This is a genomic window from Pandoraea sp. ISTKB, assembly GCF_001721285.1.
GTDB classification, from domain to species: Bacteria; Pseudomonadota; Gammaproteobacteria; order Burkholderiales; family Burkholderiaceae; genus Pandoraea; species Pandoraea capi.
The window spans coordinates 59,496-75,370 of sequence record NZ_MAOS01000041.1 but is presented as its reverse complement, the minus strand read 5'-3'; the positions used below and the strand labels follow the sequence as shown (position 1 = coordinate 75,370).

The 15,875-nt window shown below is 61.5% G+C and carries 15 protein-coding genes; 5 read left to right on the top strand and 10 right to left on the bottom strand.

Going from position 1 to position 15,875, the window contains the following annotated elements; genetic code table 11:
• Positions 1 to 240 precede the first annotated feature (240 nt).
• The 3 genes from pnp to A9762_RS16635 form a co-directional block, all read right to left on the bottom strand.
• Positions 241 to 2,397, bottom strand: coding sequence for a polyribonucleotide nucleotidyltransferase (gene pnp, locus A9762_RS16645; RefSeq protein ID WP_069343119.1), 2,157 nt, complete (start codon positions 2,395 to 2,397; stop codon positions 241 to 243).
• Between the two features lie 368 nt (positions 2,398 to 2,765).
• Positions 2,766 to 3,035 (bottom strand): 30S ribosomal protein S15, encoded by a 270-nt coding sequence (rpsO, locus tag A9762_RS16640; RefSeq protein ID WP_039397648.1) that lies wholly within the window; start codon positions 3,033 to 3,035, stop codon positions 2,766 to 2,768.
• Positions 3,036 to 3,323: 288 nt separating this feature from the next.
• Positions 3,324 to 4,598, bottom strand: a complete 1,275-nt coding sequence (locus A9762_RS16635; protein WP_069343118.1) for a branched-chain amino acid ABC transporter substrate-binding protein — start codon at positions 4,596 to 4,598, stop codon at positions 3,324 to 3,326.
• Between the two features lie 177 nt (positions 4,599 to 4,775).
• Here A9762_RS16635 and A9762_RS16630 point away from each other — a divergent pair, with 177 nt between their 5' ends.
• From A9762_RS16630 to A9762_RS16615, 5 genes are all read left to right on the top strand, one after another.
• Positions 4,776 to 5,390, top strand: a complete 615-nt coding sequence (locus A9762_RS16630; RefSeq protein ID WP_240493595.1) for a hypothetical protein — start codon at positions 4,776 to 4,778, stop codon at positions 5,388 to 5,390.
• 17 nt (positions 5,391 to 5,407) lie between these two features.
• A complete protein-coding gene (locus A9762_RS16625; RefSeq protein WP_069343117.1) occupies positions 5,408 to 6,001 on the top strand; it encodes a sigma-70 family RNA polymerase sigma factor in 594 nt (197 codons plus the stop codon).
• Positions 5,988 to 6,209 (top strand): zf-HC2 domain-containing protein, encoded by a 222-nt coding sequence (locus A9762_RS28180; protein ID WP_083254000.1) that lies wholly within the window; start codon positions 5,988 to 5,990, stop codon positions 6,207 to 6,209. The genes A9762_RS16625 and A9762_RS28180 overlap by 14 nt, the downstream gene beginning before the upstream one ends.
• 121 nt (positions 6,210 to 6,330) lie before the next feature.
• The gene (locus A9762_RS16620; protein ID WP_069343116.1) at positions 6,331 to 6,675 is read left to right on the top strand and encodes a DUF4148 domain-containing protein; all 345 of its coding nucleotides are present in this window, start codon (positions 6,331 to 6,333) and stop codon (positions 6,673 to 6,675) included.
• 197 nt (positions 6,676 to 6,872) lie between these two features.
• On the top strand, positions 6,873 to 7,352 hold the full coding sequence (locus A9762_RS16615; RefSeq protein ID WP_083253999.1) for a DUF417 family protein: 480 nt from the start codon (positions 6,873 to 6,875) through the stop codon (positions 7,350 to 7,352).
• Between the two features lie 84 nt (positions 7,353 to 7,436).
• On the opposite strand, the gene A9762_RS16610 is transcribed toward A9762_RS16615, so the two are convergent.
• The 7 genes from A9762_RS16610 to A9762_RS16580 form a co-directional block, all read right to left on the bottom strand.
• On the bottom strand, positions 7,437 to 8,981 hold the full coding sequence (locus tag A9762_RS16610) for a 2-isopropylmalate synthase (protein WP_069343115.1): 1,545 nt from the start codon (positions 8,979 to 8,981) through the stop codon (positions 7,437 to 7,439).
• 382 nt (positions 8,982 to 9,363) lie between these two features.
• Entirely contained in the window at positions 9,364 to 9,846 is a 483-nt protein-coding gene (gene lysM, locus A9762_RS16605; RefSeq protein ID WP_069343114.1) for a peptidoglycan-binding protein LysM, read from the bottom strand.
• 193 nt (positions 9,847 to 10,039) lie between these two features.
• On the bottom strand, positions 10,040 to 10,915 hold the full coding sequence (gene pssA, locus A9762_RS16600; protein WP_069343113.1) for a CDP-diacylglycerol--serine O-phosphatidyltransferase: 876 nt from the start codon (positions 10,913 to 10,915) through the stop codon (positions 10,040 to 10,042).
• Between the two features lie 212 nt (positions 10,916 to 11,127).
• Positions 11,128 to 11,763 (bottom strand): phosphatidylserine decarboxylase, encoded by a 636-nt coding sequence (locus A9762_RS16595; RefSeq protein WP_069343128.1) that lies wholly within the window; start codon positions 11,761 to 11,763, stop codon positions 11,128 to 11,130.
• A gap of 391 nt (positions 11,764 to 12,154) precedes the next feature.
• Positions 12,155 to 13,171 carry a ketol-acid reductoisomerase gene (ilvC, locus tag A9762_RS16590; RefSeq protein ID WP_023595472.1) on the bottom strand — a complete coding sequence of 339 codons (1,017 nt, stop codon included), beginning with the start codon at positions 13,169 to 13,171 and terminating at the stop codon, positions 12,155 to 12,157.
• 77 nt (positions 13,172 to 13,248) lie between these two features.
• The gene (gene ilvN, locus A9762_RS16585) at positions 13,249 to 13,740 is read right to left on the bottom strand and encodes an acetolactate synthase small subunit (RefSeq protein WP_069343112.1); all 492 of its coding nucleotides are present in this window, start codon (positions 13,738 to 13,740) and stop codon (positions 13,249 to 13,251) included.
• A 90-nt stretch (positions 13,741 to 13,830) separates the two neighbouring features.
• Positions 13,831 to 15,600, bottom strand: coding sequence for an acetolactate synthase 3 catalytic subunit (locus A9762_RS16580; protein ID WP_069343111.1), 1,770 nt, complete (start codon positions 15,598 to 15,600; stop codon positions 13,831 to 13,833).
• Between the last annotated feature and the right edge of the window lie 275 nt (positions 15,601 to 15,875).

Here is a 15,875-nt window from a genome sequence, read left to right as displayed (position 1 = left end):
GAACCGCTGACCTCTTGCATGCCATGCAAGCGCTCTCCCAGCTGAGCTATACCCCCCGAACAGAGAAATGAGATTCTAATGACAAACCCATTTCCTGTAAATACCCTTCCCGCATTTTTTCCGCATTATTTTGCGAATCCGTGCGAAAGATGAAAAAACGGCGACTCATTCGAGTCGCCGTTTTGCTTTCGGCAGTGGCGGCACAGCTACACACCGCCCTGCGTCATGCCGATACCCTGCTTACTGAGCGTCGCCTTCACGCTTGACGAGCAGCGGACCACCTTGCTTCTCTTCATCGGTCAGCGCCTTGTGCGACAGACGCAGACGACCCTTGTCGTCTTGCTGGATCACCTTCACGCGCACGGCCTGACCTTCCTTGACGTACTCGTTGATGTCCTTGATGCGCTCGTTGGCGATTTCCGAGATGTGCAGCAGACCGTCCTTACCCGGCAGCACCGAGACGATCGCGCCGAACTCGAGCAGCTTGAGCACGGTGCCGTCGTAGACCTGACCCACTTCGACTTCCACGGTGATCAGCTCGATACGACGCTTGGCTTCGGCAATGCCTTCGGCGCTCGGGCTGGCGATGGTGACCACGCCATCGTCCGAAATGTCGATGCTCGTGCCCGTCTCTTCCGTCAGCGCGCGGATCACCGAGCCACCCTTGCCGATCACGTCGCGGATCTTTTCCGGATTGATCTTGATGGTGACCATGCGCGGCGCGAATTCCGACAGCTCGGTACGAACGCCCGACTGCGCTTCCGTCATCTTTTCGAGGATGTGCAGGCGGCCTTCCTTGGCTTGCGCCAGCGCGACCTGCATGATTTCCTTCGTGATGCCCTGGATCTTGATGTCCATCTGCAGTGCGGTCACGCCATTCGACGTACCTGCCACCTTGAAGTCCATGTCGCCCAGGTGATCTTCGTCGCCGAGAATATCGGTCAGCACGGCAAACTTGTTGCCGTCGAGGATCAGGCCCATCGCGATACCGGCGACCGGCGAGGTCATCGGCACACCGGCGTCCATCATGGCGAGGCTACCGCCGCAGACCGAAGCCATCGACGACGAACCGTTCGATTCCGTGATTTCCGACACGACACGCACGGTGTAGCCGAAATCGTCGGCGCCCGGCAGGCAAGCCACCAGTGCGCGCTTGGCCAGACGGCCGTGACCGATTTCGCGACGCTTGGGCGAGCCCACGCGGCCGGTTTCACCCGTCGAGAACGGCGGGAAGTTGTAGTGCAGCATGAAGCGATCACGGTACTCGCCTTGCAGCGCGTCGATGATCTGCTCGTCGCTCTTGGTACCCAGCGTGGCAACCACGAGGGCCTGCGTCTCACCACGCGTGAACAGGGCCGAGCCGTGAGCACGCGGCAGTACGCCGGTGCGGATCGTGATCGGACGCACGGTGCGCGTGTCGCGGCCGTCGATACGCGGCTCGCCAGCCAGGATCTGGCTACGCACGATCTTGGCTTCCAGATCGAACAGGATGTTGCCGACTTCGATGTCGTCCGGCGCAGCTTCGCCCTTGGCGGCAGCGGCTTCGCCCAGCTTGGCGATGACGTCCGTGCTCACGGTACGCAGTTGTTGCGTACGCGCTTGCTTTTCACGCGTTTGATAAGCGGTGCGCAGCGAACCTTCGGCCAGCTCGCTCACTTGTGCGATCAGCGCGTCGTTCTTGGCGGCCGGCGCCCAGTCCCACTCCGGCTTGCCACCGTCACGCACGAGGTCGTGAATGGCGTTGATGGCCGTTTGCATTTGCTCATGGCCGAACACCACGGCGCCGAGCATCACGTCTTCCGGCAGCTCTTGCGCTTCCGATTCCACCATCAGCACGGCTTGTTCCGTGCCGGCGACGACCAGGTCGAGCTTCGACTTGGCGATCTGCTCGCGCGACGGGTTCAGCACGTACTGGCTGTCGACGTAGGCAACGCGCGCGGCACCGACCGGGCCGTTGAACGGCAGACCCGAGATGGCGAGCGCGGCCGATGCGCCGATCAGGGCCGGAATGTCAGCCGGCACTTCCGGGTTCAGCGAGACGACTTGCACCACGACCTGGACTTCGTTGTAGAAGCCTTCCGGGAACAGCGGGCGGATCGGACGGTCGATCAGGCGCGACGTCAGCGTTTCGTTTTCCGACGGACGGCCTTCACGCTTGAAGAAGCCACCCGGGATCTTACCGGCGGCGTAAGTCTTTTCCAGATAGTCGACGGTCAGCGGGAAGAAATCCTGGCCAGCCTTGGCCTTCTTCGCGCCCACGACCGTGGCGAGCACGACGGTATCGTCCATGTCGACGAGCACGGCGCCGGATGCCTGGCGAGCAATCTCACCGGTCTCCATACGAACCGTGTTTTGTCCCCATTGGAAAGACTTGACGACTTTATTGAACATTTGCACTCCTATATCGAATCGCGCGAATGCAGCAGCGGCGCGATATCGCTGCCGGGGTGATCCCGACGCCTTACAGGGGGGAGTGTTATGCCATTCCAGCGTAGTCCGGTGCTCAGTGCGACCGCGTGCGCTGAGACGACCCTGGAATGACACAAGCCCTGCTTGCCGACGAGGCCCCATAAACTGGGTAATACCGGACAATCAGACGGGTATTTCGCAAGCGTTTGCGTGACCGTTATCGTCACCGAAGCCCGCGACAATCACCGGATCGACACGCCCCAAACCTACGCTCAGGACATCGATCGGGCACCGCCCAAAAACAAAATGCCTGCATCAGCACGCTGATACAGGCATCTTGTCGTAATCGTAATCGCTTACTTACGCAGGCCCAGCTTCTCGATCAGGGCGCGGTAGCGGTCTGCATCCTTGCCCTTGAGGTAGTCGAGCAGCTTACGACGACGGCTCACCATGCGCAGCAGACCGCGGCGGCTGTGGTGATCCTTCATGTGTGCCTTGAAGTGCGGGGTCAGTTCGTTGATGCGCGTGGTCAGCAGCGCAACCTGAACTTCGGGGGAGCCGGTGTCATTGGCGGCGCGGGCGAATTGCGCCACGACGTCCGACTTCTTGATATCTGCGTTCGACATTTTCTTTCCTTTGGATACACGCGGTCACGGAAGAATGGCCGTGCCGTGAACTTACAAAAACATGTACGTTGCCGTACATAAACAAAACTGCAAGTGCGCGATTATACGGGAACTGGCTTTACGACGCCACTTTTTTCCACGCTGTGCCGCAGCAGACGGGGCGCAAGGCGCCATCAGGGCCTTGCAAACCGGGAAACCCCAAGAACAATCCTTAAAAATCCCCCGGATTATCCCGAAATTTACGACAAATCGACGGTTTGCCGCTTACCCGGGAGGCCACGCTCTCGATCAGCGCTGACGCGCCATCCGGCAGGTACTCGGCAGCGCCACCTTGTTCGCGGGCAGTTCCATCACGGTCCGGAAGCCATAGCCCGAGCCTTCGTTGTCGAATTTCACCCCCGGCTCGCCCGCACGACGCATCACCGACACGTACAGCGGCTCGATCATCTGGTGGTCGTTCGCCCGCATCCACGCATCGGCCGGCGCCTCGCGGACCCGGCGATTCTCGAGCGCACGCGCCACCGTCGTCACGTCGGTCGTGCCCGCCTGCTCCAGCGCGGCGGCAATCATGTCGATCATCACGCTCATGCGCAGCAACGGATAGTCGTCGCGCGCTTCCGGATAGCGCGCCCGGAACGCCTTGTAATACGCGTCAGACGCCTCGCCACCCACATTCGGATGCCATTCGGCGACCGCGTACACCCGCCCTACGCCCGCATCGCCCAGCGCCGCCGGCGCCCCCAGCGCATTGCCGTAGAACGTATAGAACTTGAGCTCCATCCCCTGCTCGCGCGCCGCCTTCACGAGCAACGTCAAATCGTTGCCCCAGCTTCCGGTGACGACCGTATCGGCCCCTGACGCCCGGATACGCGCCAGATACGGCGTGAAATCCTTCACCCTCCCGACCGGGCTGAACTGCTCGCCCACGATCTGCACATCGGGACGCTTCGACCCGATCATCTGACGCGCCAGCCCGGCGACCTGACGCCCGAAGCTGTAGTCCTGATTGAGCAGATAGATCTTCTGAATGCTGTCGTCGACCTTGATGGCTTCGGTGAGCGCCTGCATGCGCATGGCGGCATTGGCGTCGAACGCGAAATGCCAGAAGCTGCACTGCTCGTTGGTCAGCGCGGTGTCCACGGCCGAGTAGTTGAAGAACAGCATGCGCTGCCCCGGCTCACGCGCGTTGCGTTTGTTAACGGCATCGATCAGCGCCGACGCTACCGCCGAACTGTTGCCCTGGAGCACAAAGGGAATGCCAAGATCACCCGCCGCCTTGAGCTGGACGAGGCTGTCCTCGACCGCCCCTTTGCTGTCGAATACCGTCAGTTCCAGCGGATGGGCGCCGTCGCGCAACTTCACGCCACCCCGCGCATTCACGCGATCGATGGCGAACCGCAGATTCCGCTCGACCATCGCGCCGGCGTTACCGAACGGCCCGCTCATCCCTTCGATGAGCGCAAGGCGAATCGGCGGCGCCGCATGCGCCACGCTGGCAGCGGCCAGCAGGCCGAAAGTGCAAACCACGGCACAGATACGCGAAAGCAAGACTTGAGATTTCATCGAGGCCTCTAGGACTGTCCCGGCGCGAATCATAACTGCCACGCCTGCCCCGGGCAAGCCGAGCGCCCCCACGATAAGGAACAGGGGCGTTATCCTAGCCAGACACAGCCAGTGCCCGGTTACCGCACCATCATCGCACTGCCTTTTGGGCCATTCCCCACGACCACGAGGGCCACCATGACGTATCGTACTCACACCCGCTTTGTTCCTTCCAAAGCGTCGACTATCGACGCTTCCGGCACGGCCCCCCCCCACCGGAACCGGCGCATCGGGGCGAGCGCCCCCGTGCGCTGGCTGAGCGCGGGTGCGCTGGCGCTCTCGCTCACCGCAGGCCTGACCGGGTGCTACACGCCCGCCTGGCAAACGCTGACGCCGATGGCGTCGCAGGCCGACGTGCAGGCGCAGCTCGGTAAGCCGAAGGAGGTCTACCCGCTCGCGCCGGGCATCACGCGCTGGTTGTATCCGACGAAGCCGTTCGGTGAGGAAACGATCGCTGCCGACTTCGACGCGCAAGGCCGTCTGCTGGGCACGACCCAGGTACTCTCGACGACCGAGTTCAACAAGGTCGAAGTCGGCAAGTGGACGAAAACGGATGTCCTGCATCACTTCGGCGAGCCTGTCGAGACATCGGCATTTCCGCTGATGAAACGCGAAGTCTGGACATATCGGTTCAAGCAGGACGACGTGTGGTTTTCGATGATGAACTTCTACTTCGATCCGGACGGCATCGTCCAGACCACGCAAATCAGCCCGGATCCGCTGCATGAGAAACGGGATAACAACATGTTCTGAGCACAGGAGAGCGCCCTATCCCCGCGAATTCCCCTCTCGACCCCGCCTATCTGGCCCACTTGCGCCGCGACCTGCTGCGCTTTGCCCGGCTTCAGTTGCGAGACGATCATCTCGCTGAAGATGTCGTTCAGGACGCCCTGACGGCGGCCTGCCTGTCGTCGGACGCGTTCTCGGGGCGCGCTCAGCACAAAACGTGGGTATTCGCGATTTTGCGCAACAAGCTCATCGACATGATGCGGGCGCGACGTCGCACCATCAACGCGTCTGCCCTGGAGGGTGAGGCCGGCGACGACTCCATCTTCGACCGCGAACTGTTCAACGACAGCGGGCACTGGACGGATCACGCACGTCCACGCCCGTGGCCGCGCCCGGAGACACTCGTCGCCCGGCAGCAGTTCTGGCAATTGTTCGACTGGTGTCTGAACGCGTTGCCCGAATCCACCGGTCGCGTCTTCTCGATGCGCGAGCTGCTCGAAATGGACATCACCGAAATCTGTCAGGAACTCGGACTGGAAGCCAACCATTGCAGCGTGCTGCTTTACCGTGCGCGCACTCGCTTGCGCACCTGCCTGTCAGCCAAAGGTCTGGAGACGAACGATGCTATTGGGTAACTGCACCACCGCCACTCGCTCGATCTCCGAGCAACTCGACCGGTCGCTCACACGAGCCCAGCGCGTTCGCCTGCGGGTCCATCTACTCGCTTGCCGGGGATGCCGGGCCTACGCGTCGCAACTCGCGACGCTGCGTCTTGCCACACGCATCGTGTCGGGTCAAAGCGACGTCGGCGCAACGTCGGCAAGCGACTCGACACCCGACTAAAAATTTTTTTGCATCTCGCTGTCATATCCGGCATCTCCGTCCGACTAATCGGTGCGATCGGTAGCCAACGCGCTGCTTGATCGGAACCTTTTGTCCTATTGCACTTTTGGAGATACCCACCATGAACACGTCCATCCTCGCCACCACGACCGCCATCCTCATCGCCGCTTCGAGCGTCGCCATCGCTGCACCGCAAGCCGAAAAAACGCGTGCGGAAGTCCGCGCCGAACTCAAGGCGCTGCACGATGTGGGGTACACCTCTGCCAGCGACAATACGCGCTATCCGGCGAACATTCAGATGGCGCAGGCCAAGCTCGAACGTCAATCGGCGCAGAGCGCTGCATCGGTCACGAGCGCCACCAGCACCACGGGTGTCGCGACGGGCGACACCGCATCGGCATCGGGTGCGATGCAGCGTGATTACCCCAGCGCATCGCACCTCGACAATATTTACCGCGGCCAATAACCCGCTACCTGCCAGTCTTCGCGTCAACCTGCCAGTCGCTCCACCGGCTGGCAGGTCGACGTGGGGCACATCACGCGGCTGCCTCGCCTCGGCGTGACGGTCGCAACCGCACTCTATACGTCGCGCCGGGCCGACCAAAACCACCAAGCCATCAGCGCAGACATCCCTCAGCCCCACCCATTGGAGGACCGTCGCCAATGCACCCCTTACACACGTCGTGCCCTACCACGCTTCGTTTTGAGCGCTTCGCGTACCACTTCGCGCTCTATAGCGTCGTCTGCATCTTCCTCGGCTACGGCGCATACAAGTTCACGGCGCGCGAAGCTACCGCCATTTTTCCGCTGGTCAGCCATCACCCGTTGCTGAGCTGGCTCTATTTCATTTTCAGCAAGCAAAGCGTGTCGAACCTCATCGGAATCTTCGAGCTGAGCGCGGCACTCGCGATGGCATACACCGGCAACTGGCGAGTCCGTTTTGCGGGCAGTCTGGGCGTTGCGCTGACCCTTGTCGTCACCCTGTCGTTCCTTGTGACGACACCCGACCTGCGCAGCGGTACGTTCGGCTTTCTGATCAAGGATCTGGCGTTGCTGGGCATCGCGCTGATCGTCGCGGCACGCACCCTTGCGCTGGGCCACGAGCAAGAGGCTCACGGCCCCTGGCATCCGGCGCGGAAATAGCAAAAGCGCCCGCCCCTGACGTTCGGGGTGCGGGCGCTTTCGATCATCGTGCACGCGCAGCGAAGGCGCGTGGCACTGCCAGCATTACGGCGTGAGTTGCGGGTTGAGCTTCTCGGCCTTCGAGTACAGCTTGTTGAGCGCCGAGAGATAAGCCTTGGCCGATGCGGCGACGATGTCCGGATCCGTGCCGACGCCGTTCACGATACGACCCGCCTTCGACAGACGCACCGTCACTTCGCCTTGCGATTGCGTACCCGTCGTGATGGCATTGACCGAATACAGCAGTTGCTCGGCGCCGCTCTGGACCTGCGATTCGATGGCGTTGAGCACCGCGTCGACCGGACCGTTGCCGTCCGACTCACCGACCAGCTCCTTGCCCTGTGCGGTGAACACCACGCGTGCGCTCGGGCGCTCGCCCGTCTCCGAATGCTGGGCCATCGACACGAGGTAGAAGTGCTCGCCGCCTTCGGCCTGCGCTTCGTTCGAGACGATCGCCAGAATGTCTTCGTCGAAAATCTCGGCCTTCTGGTCGGCGAGTTCCTTGAAGCGGGCGAACGCGGCATTCACATCCTGCTCCGACTCCATCTCGATGCCCAGCTCCTGCAAACGCTGCTTGAACGCGTTACGGCCCGAGAGCTTGCCCAGCACGATCTTGTTCGCGGTCCAGCCCACATCTTCCGCGCGCATGATTTCGTAGGTGTCGCGCGCCTTGAGCACGCCGTCCTGGTGGATGCCCGACGCGTGGGCGAAGGCATTCGCCCCCACGACCGCCTTGTTCGGCTGCACGTTGAAACCGGTGATTTGCGAGACGAGCTTCGAGGCCGGCACGATTTGCGTCGTGTCGATGCCCAGATCCAGACCGAAGTAATCCTTGCGGGTCTTGAGCGCCATCACGACTTCTTCGAGCGACGTGTTACCCGCGCGCTCGCCCAGACCGTTGATCGTGCACTCGATCTGACGCGCACCGCCCAGTTGCACGCCGGCCAGCGAGTTCGCCACGGCCATGCCGAGGTCGTTGTGGCAGTGCACCGACCAGACCGCCTTGTCCGAGTTGGGCACGCGCTCGCGCAGCGTACGCACGAGTTGACCGTAGAGCTCCGGCACGCCGTAGCCAACAGTATCGGCCACGTTGATGGTCGTCGCGCCTTCGTTGATCACGGCTTCGAGCACGCGGCACAGGAAATCCAGATCCGAGCGGCTACCGTCTTCCGGCGAGAATTCGATGTTGTCCGTGAACTGACGTGCATAGCGCACCGCGAGCTTCGCCTGCTCGAACACCTGATCCGGCGTCATGCGCAGCTTCTTCTCCATGTGCAGCGGCGACGTGGCGATGAACGTGTGGATACGCGACGAATTCGCCCCCTTGAGCGCTTCGGCGGCGCGGGCAATATCACGGTCGTTGGCACGGGCCAGCGAGCATACGGTGCTGTCCTTGACGATGCCGGCGATGGCCCGAATCGATTCGAAGTCGCCGTTCGAGCTGGCGGCGAAGCCGGCTTCGATGACGTCCACGCGCAGACGCTCCAGTTGGCGGGCGATGCGGATCTTCTCGTCGCGCGTCATTGACGCGCCCGGCGACTGCTCACCGTCGCGCAGGGTCGTGTCGAAAATGATCAGCTTGTCGGCCATGATTTGCTCCTGTGGGGATCTCGTAGGGATTGTTCTTGATGTCTGGCGGCAGCGCCTGCGCGCAAACACGCACACGGCCGCTGAGGCGGGCAACTACCGGGAGGGAATCAGCGCGCGACGCGCGCAGGCATGGCCGGCCGCGAAGGCGGAAAAACGGCATAGCGGTGGCGTTGCGTGAGGAAGGCCCGGAGCCGGGGTGGCGCCTGAAATCATGAGCGCCAATATAGTCGCAATCGGGGGTTTTCGCAACGCGGGGAATAGGCGGCAACGCCCATGCGCACGGGCGTTTGCAGGCGACGATGCGCCCCGCGCAGGGTTCCCGCCCAAAACGACAAAGCCCGGCCGAAGCCGGGCTGATCGAGATGACGTCGCCGCCGACGAATCAGAGCGGCGGGATCCGCAGCACCTGCCCCGGGTAAATCTTGTCCGGGCTGGAAAGCATCGGTTTGTTGGCTTCGAAGATGGCGTTGTACTTGTTGGCGTCGCCGTATTGCGCCTTGGAGATCGCCGAAAGCGTGTCGCCCGATTTGACCGTGTAGTAGTTCGCCTCGGCGGATGCCGTCGAGACGGACATCTGGTCGTTCACCTTCTCGACGCCCTTGACGTTGCCGCAGCACAGCAGAATCTTTTCCTTGGTCGCCTGATCCGGCGCCACGCCGCGCGCCGTTGCCGTACGCGTCGCGCCGTCGAACTCGACGCTGAGCGCCGTCGCACTCAGCCCCTGGCTGCCGATGTATTTCTCGATGGCTTCACCTGCCGCACGATTCGCCGCGTCGGCATCGGGGCCGGGAGGCGGCGGCTCTGCCGCCTGCGCCTTGCCGAGAAGCGCTTCGCCAGCTTCCTTCACGAAGTCCAGAATGCCCATGATTTCTCCTTCGTCACATTGACCTACGGAAACGGCGCCGGGTCACGCATGCATTGCCTCGCGGACCGGGCCACAGGGGGTACTTCGATGCCGCCATCGTCAAGAGTAGAACATTCCGATGGCGTGATACCTGACAACTCTGACAGGTAGATGTGACAAGGGGCGTACTCATACGCCCCTTGTATTGACCGATTTACTCGTCGACCTCACCGAAGATCCGCTGCCGGCGGCCCTTCAGGAAGCGGAACGCCCACAGCACGTAGCCCGAAATGCTGTACAGGCAGAACATGCCGAAAAGCACCAGCGGCGGGTCGGACGACACCAGAATAAAGCCGACCATGAACAGCAGCACCACGCCGAACGACACGCGCTGGCGCACGTCCAGCGCCTTGCCGCTGTAGAACGGCGCATTCGAGACCATGGACATCCCGGCGTAAATCGTCAGGAAAAACGCCACCCATGGCATCCAGAACACGTTGACCGGCAACTTGTTGTCGATCGTGATCCAGACGAAACCGGCAATGAGCGCCGCCGCCGCCGGGCTGGCCAGCCCCTGGAAGAAACGCTTGTCGACCACGCCGATGTTCGTATTGAAACGGGCCAGACGCAGCGCTGCACCCGCAACGTAGACGAACGCCGCGAGCCATCCCCACTTGCCGATCTCATGCAGAATCCACTCGTACATCACCAGCGCCGGCGCTACGCCGAACGAGGTCATGTCCGAGAGCGAATCGTATTGTTCGCCAAAGGCGCTCTGCGTATTGGTCATGCGGGCAACGCGCCCGTCCATGCCGTCGAGCACCATTGCGAAAAAGATCGCGATGGCGGCTTGCTCGAAGCGGTCGTTCATCGCCTGGACGATGGCGAAAAAGCCGCAGAACAGCGCGGCAGTCGTGAAAGCATTGGGCAGCAGATAGATGCCGCGATTGCGCGGGCGCACCGGCAGGTCCTCGTCCACACCCGGATCGTGGTCTTCGTTCATCGATGGCTCTGAGGGATTCTTGTGACGGCCGAACGGCGAGAGATGCCTGACATTGTTGCGCAAGCGGCCGCGATGGTTTTCCGGCATCTGTAACTCCTTGACGATGCTAGGGTCGGCTCACTGACCCCAAGACTGCGGGCGAACCCGCGACGGATCACCGCTATTGGAACGCGAAAAGCGAAAGCAGTTGCAGGCCGTGTCGTCATGACGCTCAGGATACGAGCCCCAACGAGACGATCCGGCGACGTGCGACCCCGTGTCACACCGCCGCCGACGGCCCTGATGCAGCCAGGCGCAGCTTACAGCTCGGCGAGGATCGTCGAGGTAGCGGACACCTTGTCGCCAATGGCCACGCGCGGACGCGAACCGAGCGGCAGGTACACGTCGACACGCGAACCGAAGCGAATGAAGCCGTAGCGCTGGCCGCGCGAGAGACGGTCGCCCGCCTTCACGTAGCACAGGATACGGCGCGCAATCAGACCGGCGACCTGCACGCTCGTGACGATCTGACCACCGACGTCGATCACCAGCGCATTACGCTCGTTCTCGAGCGATGCCTTGTCCAGATCGGCGTTGAAGAAGCGGCCCGGGAAATATTCCACCTTGGTCACCGTGCCGTCAACCGGCGCACGATTCGAGTGGACATTGAAGACGTTCATGAACACGCTGATCTTCAGCGCTTCACGGCCTGCATAGGGGTCCTGCGTGGTTTCGATGGCCACGATGCGGCCGTCTGCCGGGGACAGCACGGCACCGGCCTGCTGGGGCACTTCACGCGGCGGATCGCGGAAGAACTGCAGTACGAACAGGGCGATCACCCAGAACGGCGCGGCCCAAAACACGCCAGCCATGAAATGCACGACGAGCGCAACGGCGACGGCGATACCCAGGAAGGGCCAGCCCTCGCGGGCGATGATCGGGTGAGGATAATTCATGCGATTGAACTCGCGTCCTTGGTAAAACGGTTGAGTGAGCGGGTCGGCCTGCTTCGGGCCAAACCGTGACGTGGCGGCATTGTAGCAATGCGCGCGACGCGGCGACACTTTTTCCCCAATCGACACGTTCGCGTCATATTCGCGAGACCGGACAACACCGCTCGCGACGACGCGAAAAAAGCCCTGGGTTTGAAACGAAAAAGGCCGTCCGCCTTGCCATAGCAGCGGCTACGGCAAAACGGACGGCCTGACGCAACGATGATTCACGGATGGCCGAACCTCGTGTCGCCACGAGCCCGACTATCCACCATCGTCTGCCGCCGATGCATGAGCCCGAAGAGGTCCGGAGACTTCCAAGCCCACGCACCGAGCGGCACGTCGCGTTGACAACTTAGTTCTTCGACTGGTCGACCAGCTTGTTCTTGGCGATCCACGGCATCATCGCGCGCAGCTTGCCGCCAACTTGCTCGATCTGGTGCTCGGCCGTGATACGACGACGCGAGATCAGGGTCGGAGCGCCGGCCTTGTTTTCCAGGATGAACGACTTGGCGTACTCGCCCGTCTGGATGTCGGTCAGGCACTGCTTCATGGCCTTCTTCGTCTCTTCCGTCACGACGCGCGGGCCCGTGACGTACTCGCCGTACTCGGCGTTGTTCGAGATCGAGTAGTTCATGTTGGCGATACCGCCTTCATAGATCAGATCGACGATCAGCTTGAGTTCGTGCAGGCACTCGAAGTAAGCCATTTCCGGCGCGTAACCGGCTTCGACCAGCGTTTCGAAACCAGCCTTGATCAGCTCGACGGTACCGCCGCACAGCACGGCTTGTTCGCCGAACAGGTCGGTTTCCGTTTCTTCGCGGAAGTTGGTTTCGATGATGCCGGCACGGCCACCGCCGTTAGCGGCAGCGTACGACAGTGCGATATCGCGAGCAGCGCCCGACTTGTCTTGTGCGACGGCGATCAGGTGCGGCACGCCGCCACCTTGCGAGTACGTCGAGCGCACCGTGTGGCCCGGGGCCTTCGGGGCGATCATGATGACGTCGAGGTCAGCACGCGGGATCACGCAACCGTAATGCACGTTGAAGCCGTGAGCGAACGCGAGCGCTGCGCCTTCCTTGATGTTGGCGTGCACTTCGTTCTTGTACACGTCGGCGATTTGCTCATCCGGCAGCAGCATCATGACGATGTCGGCCGACTTCACGGCTTCTGCCACTTCCTTGGTGTTCAGGCCGGCGTTGACCGCCTTGTTCCACGAAGCGCCGTTCTTGCGCAGACCGACCGTCACGTTCACGCCGCTGTCCTTCAGGTTCTGTGCGTGGGCATGGCCTTGCGAGCCGTAACCGATGATCGTGACTTGCTTGCCCTTGATGAGGGAGAGGTCGGCGTCTTTGTCGTAGAAAACTTTCATTTGGAGTGTCCCGTATTACCAAAAATAAACTGAAATCAGAATGGATCGAAATCCGCTTACCGCGTTGTCGTTGCCGGTCAGACCTTCAGGATGCGCTCACCGCGCCCGATGCCCGAGCCACCGGTACGAACCGTCTCGAGAATCGCCGTCTGGTCGAGCCCTTCGATAAATGCATCGAGTTTCGATGAATTGCCGGTGAGCTCAATCGTATAGGTCTTTTCCGTAACGTCAATGATGCGGCCGCGGAAAATATCCGACATCCGCTTCATCTCTTCCCGCTCTTTACCCACCGCGCGAACCTTGATGAGCATGAGTTCGCGCTCGATATGGGCCCCCTCGGTCAGATCGACCACCTTCACCACTTCGATGAGCCGGTTCAGGTGCTTGGTGATCTGCTCGATGATGTCATCGGAGCCGGTCGTGACCACCGTCATGCGCGAAAGCGAACGATCTTCGGTCGGCGCGACGGTGAGGGTCTCGATATTGTAGCCACGTGCCGAAAACAGCCCGACAACGCGCGACAGCGCGCCCGGCTCGTTTTCGAGCAAAACAGAAATAATGTGCCTCATGGTGTATCCCGGATTGTCCTGGTTTGGGACGTCGCACCCGCGCCCCGGCAATGCCGGAAGCGGCTGGCAGCGCGAGCGTGCCTCGTCGTCTTACAGATCTTCCGAACCGAGCAGCATCTCGCTGATGCCCTTGCCCGCCTGAACCATCGGCCAGACGTTTTCGGTGGGATCCGTTTGGAAATCCATGAATACCGTACGATCCTTCAGGGCCAGCGCTTCGCGCAGTGCCGGCTCGACGTCCGACGACTTCTCGATGCGCATTCCCACATGACCGTACGCCTCGGCGAGCTTCACGAAGTCCGGCAGCGCATCCATGTACGAACTGGAGTAACGCTTGCTGTACTCGATCTGCTGCCACTGGCGAACCATGCCCAGATAGCGGTTGTTGAGCGACAGGATCTTGACCGGCGTGCGGTATTGCAGGCACGTCGAGAGTTCCTGAATGCACATCTGGATCGAGCCTTCGCCGGTGATACAGGCGACTTCTGCGTCCGGATGCGCCATCTTCACACCCATCGCTGCCGGCAGGCCGAAGCCCATCGTGCCCAGACCGCCCGAGTTGATCCAGCGGCGCGGCTTGTTGAAGCGATAGTACTGAGCCGCCCACATCTGGTGCTGGCCGACGTCCGAGCACACGAACGCTTCACCGTCCGTAAGCTTCCAGTACGTCTCGACCACATGTTGCGGCTTGATGATTTCGCTCTCGCGATCGAAGGCGAGGCAATCGCGCGAACGCCATTGCTCGATCTGCTTCCACCAGTCGGCGAGCGCCGCGGTGTCCGGGCCATGTTCCGCCGTTTGCAGATTTTCGATCATTTCGCGCAGCACTTCCTTCACGTCGCCGACGATCGGGATATCGACCTTCACACGCTTGGAGATCGACGAGGGGTCGATATCGACGTGAATGATCTTGCGGGCGGTCGAGGAGAAGTGTTCCGGGTTACCGATCACACGGTCGTCGAAGCGCGCGCCGATGGCGATGAGCACGTCGCAGTGCTGCATGGCCATGTTGGCTTCGTACGTGCCGTGCATGCCCAGCATGCCGAGGAACTTGGGATCGCTCGCGCGATACCCGCCCAGGCCCATGAGCGTGTTGGTCACCGGATAGCCGAGCAGGTCGCAGAACTGGTTCAGTTCCTTCGACGCATCGGCCAGAATGATGCCGCCGCCGGTATAGATATAGGGACGCTTGGCCGAGAGCAGCAGGCTCATCGCCTTGCGGATCTGGCCCGAGTGGCCCTTCGTCACCGGGTTGTACGAGCGCAGCGCCACCGACTTCGGATATTCGAAGCGGCAACGTGCCTTGGAGACGTCCTTCGGAATGTCGACCAGCACCGGACCCGGACGGCCCGTCTTGGCGATATAGAAGGCTTTCTTGATGGTGGCGGCGAGGTCGCGCACATCCTTCACGAGGAAGTTGTGCTTCACGCACGGACGCGTGATACCGACCGTATCGCATTCCTGGAAGGCGTCCTGACCGATCGCGGCCGTCGGCACCTGCCCGGTAATGATGACGAGCGGGATCGAATCCATGTACGCCGTGGCGATACCGGTGACCGCATTGGTCACGCCGGGGCCAGACGTCACGAGGCACACGCCGACTTTGTCGGTGGAACGCGAATAAGCGTCGGCCGCATGCACGGCTGCCTGCTCATGGCGCACCAGAATGTGCTGGATCTTGTCCTGCTTGTAGAGTTCGTCGTAGATGTAGAGAACCGAACCGCCGGGATAACCCCACAGATGTTCGACTCCCTCTTCCTGAAGCGAGCGCACGAGGATCTCGGCGCCAATCATGTCTTCAGTCGTATTTTGGTGGCGTGTAGCTTCCGCCTCGGAGAATTCCGCGCTTGGCATGTTCATCGTCGACCTTTCAAAGTTTCGGCAAAAATTTTGATCGGGTGCTCTCCCCACGAACTTATGGTCCGGGCTCAAGCTGCGCGTCTGAATGATGGACACACCGGATAGGCGTGCCGATATTGAGACAATCACAGATATTGCGAACTGGCAACATTACTGGTTTGCAGCAAAATGGTCAAGCGAGTTTATGCATTTGCAGCATGATCACGAAGTTCGCTTCGCAAAATTCCCACACTGTGCGGTGCAAGACCCCACGCTGGTGCACAATCTTCACATCA